This window comes from Paenibacillus sp. MER 180, assembly GCF_023713665.1.
GTDB lineage: Bacteria > Bacillota > Bacilli > Paenibacillales > Paenibacillaceae > Paenibacillus_B > Paenibacillus_B suaedae.
Map to the genome: position 1 here is coordinate 17,325 of NZ_JAMAVT010000018.1, position 9,745 is coordinate 27,069.

A 9,745-nucleotide genomic window follows, 5' to 3' on the forward strand; every position below is an offset into this window, starting at 1 on the left:
GGTGCCAGAAATCTGTACAACTAGTGGGCAACCATTGTTTGCTCGAGAATATGCCGAATGATTGCTTGCATGACGTTAGCGTTCGCTTCCAAGAAAGGCGGTTGAAGCACTTCTTCGTGTACACCGCGTAGGTTGTATTCCGCATACCTGCCGCGAGTAGCCTCCTGCCATGTTGCGAGCTGCTCCCCGTCTGCCTGGTTCACCTCGGATGGCTCCGCCATCAGTGCATGAATATTGGCATCAATGATGTCGGAGTTAACGAGTTCAGTCGCGTACGACCAGTACGCCCTCATCTTGTTCTTAACCTGATCGCGGAGAAGAGGATGGTGAACCAGCATATCTTTCAGCTCCTCCACACCATCAATCATTTGATCGATGTCGCCGTCGAATTCGTCTACTTCATGCACCTTCAGCTTCCGCAAGGAATCAACCATGATGACATCCGATACCGGATACCCTCGGCACTCCAACGCTTTCGCAACCTCGAACGTCAGATTGCCACCTAGAGAATAACCTAACAATATAAATGGCGGCTGCGGTTGAACAGCAAGGATCGCATTCACGTATCGTTCAAGCAGTTCCTCCCGAGTTTCAGCATCATCGATAAAGTCAATGCCATGCAGGATGCAGTGATGATCCAGCTGCTTGGCCAGTTCCAAGTAGCTGAGACCGTAACCAAGTCCCGGAGGGAAGCAGAAGACAGGGATATGACCGTTTTCGTTCAATTTCATAAAATGATTTCCTGCCTTGCCTGCAAGTTCGGATTTCAACATCTCGTACGCCATCGCTTCAATTGTCGGCTCCCGGAATACGCTGTGAATTGGGATTTCAACCTCAGTCTCGGTATAGACGCGCTCCACTAGCCTCATTAAGCTTAAGGAATGACCGCCAAGCTCGAAGAAATTATCCTTAACGCCTACCTGACCTAGCCCGAGCACCTCCCTCCATATGTGAGCAAGCAGTACTTCTTGCGGCGTGCGCGGGGCCACGTATTCCGAGGCTGCCTGCACATGCAATTCAGGGGCCGGAAGTGCCTTCCGGTTCACCTTGCCGTTCGGTGACAGTGGAAGCTTATCGAGCTGTACGAAGTAGGATGGAAGCATATATCCCGGGAGCTGCTGAGCCAAAGCTATCCGCATCTCACCAGCCGTAATCGGACGAGCTGCTACATAGTAAGCGCATAGGCGCTTCTGCCCGTCACTTTCCTCCCTGACGATGACCACAGCTTCTTGGATCGCCTCAAGGTCTAACAGATGAGCTTCGACCTCACCAAGCTCGATTCGATAACCACGGATTTTCACCTGATCGTCTTTCCGTCCCACATACTCTATCGTTCCATCTGACAGCCATCTTGCCAAGTCACCCGTTCGGTACATGCGATCACCCGGAACGAACGGATTATTCACGAACTTGGCTCCTGACAAATCTGGACGGTTCAAATATCCTATGGCTACTCCATCGCCCGCTACGCATAACTCACCAGCTACACCAATCGGCTGCAGAACGTCTCCCTCGCCGACAATATATACGGCCGTATTGCCAATTGGGCGTCCGATCGGTATGGTAACGGCGCTGTCAGCTACTTCATCAACGTTGTGGCTAGTCGCAAATACGGTGCTCTCCGTTGGCCCATATACATGCTTAAGCTTGCCTGAACCCAAATGCCGGAGCGCCTTGCGCACATGGCTCACAGATGCGCGCTCCCCACCGAACAATATCGCACGCATATGGCGCAGGCTGTCCACTCTCAGATCGACGAGCAGATTGAAATAGGCGGTAGTGATGAACATAACCGAAATCTTCTCGCTCTCGATGGTGTCGGCCAATCGTCCAGCGTCGAGTACTACCTCGCGCGTTATCAGGACAAGCTTCGCTCCATTCAGCAAGGCGCCAAATATGTCGAAAGTCGAGCCGTCAAAAGCGTAGCTGGATAATTGCAGCACCGTGTCATGCTGATCGATCTCGATATATTTCGCATCCCGCACTACTCTGACGATGTTGCGGTGAGTTGTTAAATTCCCCTTCGGCATTCCCGTTGTACCTGACGTATAAATGACGTAAGCGAGATCAGAAGCCCCATTATGCTGCTCCAGATTCGTGCCATCTGTGTGGTAGGAGCCCTCATGATCTACAAGTACAACCATGCAATCCGCAGGAATATGGTTCGCCTGCAAATGACGTTGAACGACTAGAAGCGATGTTCCCGAATCGTCGATCATGTATCGAATGCGTTCCTCTGGATAGTCCGGATCAATTGGCACATATGCCCCGCCTGCCTTCAGGGTCGCCATAATCGCTACAATCATGTCTAACGAACGATCCGTCATTAGACCTACGCAGCGGCCGGCTTTTACACCCTTACCTCGCAGTGTTCTCGCCAAGCGATTCGACCGTTCATTCAACTCGCGGTATGTGAGCCCTTCTCCTCCGAATTGGACGGCAACCGCATCCGGCGATTTCTCTGCCTGCTCCTCGAACAAATGTTGAATCGTCTTCTCCCGCGGATAATTCGTTATCGTATCATTAAATACCAGCTTGACCTGCTCTCTTTCCTGCAGGCTCATCATATTCAGAGACATCAGTTTCGCATTCGGTTCTGCGATGATGGCATCTATTAATTGCACGAAATGTTCTCCCATACGCCCCACAGTCTCACTGGAATATAAAGCAGTCGCATACCCTAGACCACAAAGTATCCCTTCTTCATTCTGTTCGGCATGGAAGGTTAAGTCGAACTTCGCGACAGAATGGCTGTGCGGGTATGGACTTATCCGGAGTCCATCGATATGGAAAGAATCCTGCTGTGCATGCTCTACACTGAATATCGTATCGAACACTGGATTCCGGCTCATATCCCGAGACTTATGAACCTTCTCTACCAACGTTTCGAACGGATAATCCTGATTCTCGAATGCGGCGAGGGCCGTATCCTTCACCTCGGCCAACAGTTCCGCGAAGGATTTCTCACCAGTTGGATAATTGCGGACGGCGAGCGTATTGACGAACATCCCAACGAGCGGCTCCAATTCCGTATGATTGCGGCCCGCGATCGGTGTTCCGACAATGATATCGTCCTGTCCCGTATATTTGTGCAGGAGCACGGTATATGCTGCAAGCAGAACCATATATAAGGTTGCGCCGTAGTTTGCCGCTAATCGTTGCAGCTGCTCGGCCTGACTGTTCGTTAAGGTGAACAAGGCCACATCACCTTCGAACTGCTGTACAGCCGGTCGCACATAATCGGTCGGCAATTCGAGCGTCGGCAGTTCTCCGTCCAATTGCTTCAGCCAATAGGATTCCTGATGCGCAAGCTTCTCTGCATATTCATTGGATTGCTGCCATACAGCATAGTCCTTATATTGGATACGCAGCGCCGGCAGTTGATCGCCTGCATATATCCGGGAGAATTCATTCACGACATGACCCATCGTTACGCCATCGGAAATGATATGGTGCATGTCGAACATCAGAATATGACGTTCCTGTCCAGTTTCAATCAATCCGACTCTGAGCAGCGGTGCTTGATTAAGCTGGAATGGACGGACGAATTGAGTGATCAGCGCCTCTGCATCTTGTTCTGCTGCAAGGTGATATTCGATAGCGAACTCCACTTGCGGGTGAACGCGCTGCACAGGCTCGCCGCGTACCGTCTCGAAGCTTGTCCGCAGCGATTCATGTCGGTCTATCAGCTTCTGGAAAGCCCGTTCGAATCGCGCACGATCCAGCTCTCCTTCGAGAATCAGCACCCCCGGCATGTTATAGCTTACCTCGGCTCCTGTCAGCTGGCTTACAATGAACAGCCGTTTCTGCGCTGAAGATAACGGATAATAGGCTTTTTCCTCAGCGATAGGTATTTCCGTGTAAAGTTCTTGATGCATCTCGGTTATCGCCTTCGCCATCTCCTCGATGGTTGGATGACGGAACACACCTCTTAACGGGAAGTTGACGTTCATTTCCTTGTACAGCCTGCTCACCAGCGTCGTTGCCCGCAGCGAGTGACCGCCCAGCTCGAAGAAGTTGTCCTTCACGCCTACACTTGCTAATCCCAATACATCCTGCCAAATGCGTGCAAGCCTTGCTTCCGTCTCTGTACGCGGCGCGACATACTCCGTTCCAGTCTCAATGCCGCCTTCTGGCTTCGGCAGCGCTCTCCGATCGATCTTCCCATTCGGCGTCAGCGGCAGCCGCTCTAACTGTACGAAGTAGGACGGAATCATGTAGCCTGGCAGCTCCTGCGACAATGTTGCCCGCATCTCGCCCGCCGTAAGTGAGCGCTCTGCTGTGAAATACGCGCACAGTTGCTTCTGGCCCGCATGATCTTCCAGCGCTATCACAGTCGCCTCCTGTACCGCCGGTACATGCAGCAACTGCGATTCCACCTCGCCCAGCTCAATGCGGAAGCCCCGGATTTTCACCTGATGGTCGCTTCGGCCCACATACTCGATGCTGCCGTCTGGAAGCCAGCGCGCTACGTCACCTGTCTTATACAGCCGCTCACCAGGTGCGAACGGGTTATCAAGGAACTTCTCCTCCGTCAAGTCCGTTCTTCCCCAGTACCCGCGTCCGACACATGCCCCGGATACGTAGAGCTCGCCCTTCACGCCGATCGGCTGCAGCTCGAAGCTGTCGTTCACAATATAAATGCTCGTGTTCGCGATCGGCTTGCCGATTGGCGGCAGACCAACCTCGATAACTTCCGGCGTCATCGTGTAGGTCGTCACGACATGAGTCTCCGATGGCCCGTAATGGTTGTGCAGGCAGATATCGAGTCGCTTCAAGCACGCCTGCACTTGTGGTGTCACGACCAACTGCTCGCCCGCCGTAATGATATGGCGAACGCAGCACGGGAATGCTTCGGCCCACTCCGGCTCGGCGAAGATGAATTTCAGGAACGCCACTGGAATGAACATCACGTCGATTTCATGCTTTTCGATTTCCTGGAACAAGCGCACCGGATCCTTGCGCATCTCATTGTCGACCATATACAAGCTTCCGCCGAACAGGAGCGCAGAGAACATTTCCTGATAGCATACATCGAAGCTGCCGGACGCATATTGCAAAATCCGCGAAGGCATCGGAATGTTCGTGCCTTTTTGCTGATAATGCAGCAGGTTGACCATGTTGCCGTGCTCCAGCATGACCCCTTTCGGATTGCCCGTCGTTCCGGATGTGTAGATGATATAGAGTAGGTTGGACGGTTTGCTGCTATTCGGCACGTCAGCTCCGTCGCATTGATACAGAGACTCATCGCGGACATCAATTAGGTGGACATCATCAGGAATAATCCCCGGCAGCTCCGATTGCGCCAATACCAGCTTAGCCCCGCTGTCTGCCAACATGTAGCGAATACGCGTCTCTGGATATTCGGGATCGATCGGTACGAATGTGCCCGATGCTTTGAGTACGGCCAGCACTGCGACGACTGTATCCAGCGTTCGCTCGACAATAATGCCGACAGGCTGCTCTGCGGTCACACCATACTCACGCAGCTTCCACGCAAGCTGATTCGCCTTCCGGTTAAGATCTCGGTAACTCAATTGCTCGCTGCCTGAGACAACAGCGACAGCTTCCGGCGTCCGCTCCACCTGTTCCGCAAACAGTTCATGAACCGTCTTGTCACTTGAGTACTCCATAACCGTACCATTGAATTCATGTTGCAGTTGAGCCTTCTCCTCGCTGGTTACCATTTGCAGTGATGAGATTGCTGCTTGCGGATTATGAGTCATGCTTCCAACGACCTGCAGGAAATGGCCGCAAAGCCTTTCGATCGTCGAGCGATTGTACAATGCCGTAGCATACTCCATGGTGCAGTAGAGTCCATCGCCATCTTCTGTTACGGTCAGATTCAAGTCGAACTTAGCCATGCCGTATTCAGCACCGTATGGCTTCACCTGAAGACCATCCAGATCGAATTCCCGATGCTCTGTATTCTCAAGGGCGAACATCGTGTCGAACACCGGATGACGACTCATATCTCGCGAAATTTGCACGTTCTCCACGAGTTCCTCGAACGGATAGTCCTGATGCTCGAACGCTCCCAGCGTCGTTTCTTTGATTTCCTCCAAGTAGGTAAGCACAGACTTGGACCCTGAAGGATAATTGCGAATTGCCAGCGTGTTGACGAACATACCGATAAGCGGCTGCACATCGTCATGCGTTCGACCCGCAATCGGTGTTCCTACAACAATGTCTTCCTGGCCTGAATACTTGTGAAGGATGATCGTGTATGCCGCTAGCAGCACCATGTACAAGGTCGTTCTCGTATCGGCGGCTAATTTCCTCAAGTCTTGGCTCTGCTCGCGATCAAGCGAGAACTCGAACAGCGCACCATCATGACTCTGTACAGCAGGACGTACATAATCAGTAGGCAGCTCAAGCACAGGAAGTACGCCTTCCATTTGCTGCAACCAGTAAGTTTCTTGGCGCTTCAACTGCTCGATCTGCTCCTCGGAACGTTGCCACGCAGCAAAGTCCTTGTACTGAATGCGAAGCGGCTCAAGCTCATTCCCACTGTATAAGCTTGTGAATTCCTCGATCATAATGCCAATTGACGTGCCGTCCGAAATGATATGGTGCATGTCGAACAGGAGAATGTGACGCTGCGGAGCAAGCTCAATCAGCCCCGCCCTGAACAGTGGCGCTGTGGACAGATCGAAAGCGCGAATGAATTGCCGGATTTGCTCCTCGACTTCCGACCTTTCCAGGGCTGACATCTCTTCCACTACAAAATCAACTGTCGGATAAATGCGCTGCACAGGTTCTCCATTCACCATTTCAAAGCCGGTGCGAAGCGTTTCGTGACGTGTGATCAGCTGACGGAATGCATACTCCAATCGGTTCCGGTCAACATCACCCTCAAGCAGTAATGCCCCTGGCATGTTATAGCTCTGCTCAGCTCCTTCCAGCTGATGCAAAATGAACAATCGCTTCTGCACCGAAGATACCGGATATACATCCTTCTCCTCAACTGTCGGGATGGGTGCGAATTTGCGTCCTTGAGCATCTTCCATGAGCGCGGCCATCGCTTCCAAAGTAGGATTGCGGAACACATCGCGCAGAGACAGGCTGATATTCTCTTCTTTGTGCAGCTTGCTGACCAGTGTCGTCGCTCGTAATGAATGGCCGCCCAGCTCGAAGAAATGATCCTTTGCACCGACTCGGCTTAGACCGAGCACTTCCTGCCAGACTCTCGCAAGCCGAATTTCCTGTTCACTTCTAGGCGCCACATATTCCGTCTCTGCTTGTACGTGCTCTTCCGGTTCTGGCAGGGCTTTGCGATCTACCTTGCCGTTAGTCGTCAACGGCATCTGTTCAAGCTGAATGAAGTATGCCGGAATCATATAACTAGGCAGTTCTTTGGCAAGCATTGTTCTAATCTCGCCTGCAGGAAGCAGACGATCTGCTACATAATATGCGCACAGCTGCTTCTCTCCGTCCTCGCGGCCTCGGACGACAATCGTCGCCTTCTGAATCGGCGCCACTTTGAGAAGCTGCGCCTCTACTTCCCCAATCTCGATGCGATGGCCTCTGATTTTCACCTGATCATCCATTCGGCCAACGTATTCAATCGTTCCGTCCGGCAGCCATCTCGCCAAGTCCCCAGTACGATACATGCGCTCTCCCGGTACGAACGGATTATCAACGAATTTCTGTGCAGTCAGTTCTGGACGGTTCAAATATCCGCGAACTAACCCTTCTCCCGCTACACACAGCTCACCGGATACCCCTATCGGCTGTAAATCATTTCGTTCATTGACGATATAAATGGCTGTATTACTGATTGGACGACCGATCGGTACACTTACGGCTCGCTCCGGAATCTCTGTCACATCATGCCATGTCGCATATACCGTGCTTTCAGAAGGGCCGTAGGCATGCTTCAGTCTTCCCGGACCTGTCTGTTCAAGTGCTTTACGCACATGCGCGACAGAGGAGCGCTCGCCTCCGAACAATATCGCGCGGATATGACGCAGACAGGATACGTTTACGTCAACAAGAACATTGAAATAAGCGGTAGTAATCAGCATGACCGATATTTGTTCCGTTTCGATCAGCTCCGCCAGCTTGCGTGCATCAAGCAATGTATGATGAGGAACAAGAACCAGTTGGGACCCATTCGTTAATGCCCCGAAAATATCGAATGCGGAGCCATCGAAAGAATAACTCGATAATTGCAGTACCTTATCCTGCTCCGTAATTTCGATATAGTTGGTATTCTTCACGATGCGTACGATATTGCGGTGTGTCGTCAGGTTACCTTTGGGATTACCCGTTGTCCCCGAAGTGTAGATGACGCAAGCCAAATCTACAGCTGTACTCTTCGATTCCAACTTCGAAGCATCCTCATGATAAGACTGCTCATCGTCAAGTATAAGGAGTCTAGCTGCTGATTCCGTATTTGGCACACGATTCTGCAAATGCTGCTGAACCAGAATGACACGAGCACCCGAGTCTTCCAGCATGTAGCGAACGCGCTCCTCCGGATACTCCGGATCAATCGCGACGTAGCCGCCTCCCGCCTTCAAAACGGCAAGCATCCCAACAATCATGTCGATCGATCTTTCAGCCATGAGCCCAACTAGCGCTTCTGGCTGCACACCTTCAGATCTAAGTGTTCTGGCAAGGCGATTCGCCCGGGTATTCAGCTCACGATACGTCAGCTTGGTATCTTCATAAGAAACCGCGATTGCCTCTGGCTGTCGCTCCGCATGTTCCTCAATGAACTGATGTAGTGTTGCTTGACGAGGGAAATCCGTCCACACGTCATTAAATTCATGAAGCAGGCGATGCTTCTCATCTTCGGACAATAACACGGCATTGCCGATAGGCTGGTCTGGCTGGAATAACACAAAATGAAGCAGTCGGAAAAAATGTTCGAATAGAGTGGCAATATAGGAGGCATCATAGCGGCTTTCATCATAAAGCACCTCCAAATGAAGGCCATCGTCCTTCGCATCGAATCGGAATATGACGTCGGAGCTGACGCTAAGGTCGATAGAAGCGGTATGTATAGCTGAATAAGACACTACCGTATTCATCACCGGAAGTCCGTTCGTGTCCATCTCCAGGTTTAGGTTGTGTACCATTTTCCGAAACGGAAGATGACGATGCTCCAATGCTCCTCCGACGGCTGTCTTGATTGACCCCAATACGGAACGGAAGCTGCTTTCGCGTGTCAAATTCGTCTTCATAATGAGTACGTCACGAGGTGATGAGTCATCTTCCGATTCATCTATTGTCGGCATGCCTACAAGCACATTTTCTCGGTTCGTATAATGGTGGAGCAAGCAAGTGGCCCCTGCCAATCCAATCATGTACAGGGCAACATCCGAACCGTTCGCAAGAGTGTTCATTCTGTCTGACAGATCTGTTGGGAGTGAACGGATCATAGACACTTTGGCGGCATTCGTATCCGCGTTCGCTTCTCTTCCGTGTGTACTGCAATATGGCAAGATGCTCATGCTGTCATCCGAATCAAACATTCCATTCCAATAGGCTTCTTCTTTCTCATATACCGACTTCATTCGTGAACCTCCCTGTCTTAACGGGTGTAATGGAATAGAAGAGCGCGTCCCCACAGCGGGCACGCGCTCCCGCAATTACATAAATTCCAAGTACAGCATGTATCGCTTGTGTACATGTACAAATGTAGAACAAGGTTGTGGACCTAGTTAACCAAATTGATAGAGCTGCAACCCTAGCTATGATCGTTCGATAAGCGCGGTTTCTCTGGGTGGAGGCGGTT

At 51.5% G+C, this 9,745-nt stretch carries 1 protein-coding gene; it reads right to left on the reverse strand.

Annotation, left to right across the window (positions count from 1 at the left end):
• Positions 1 to 20: 20 nt before the first annotated feature.
• On the reverse strand, positions 21 to 9,524 hold the full coding sequence (locus tag M3661_RS23680) for a non-ribosomal peptide synthetase (RefSeq protein ID WP_251489196.1): 9,504 nt from the start codon (positions 9,522 to 9,524) through the stop codon (positions 21 to 23).
• Positions 9,525 to 9,745: the final 221 nt, after the last annotated feature.

What these genes read in the sequence shown, in the direction of transcription:
- M3661_RS23680 (WP_251489196.1), bottom strand. Translation starts at nt 9,524, where the DNA reads ATGAAGTCGGTATATGAGAAAGAAGAAGCCTATTGGAATGGAATGTTT.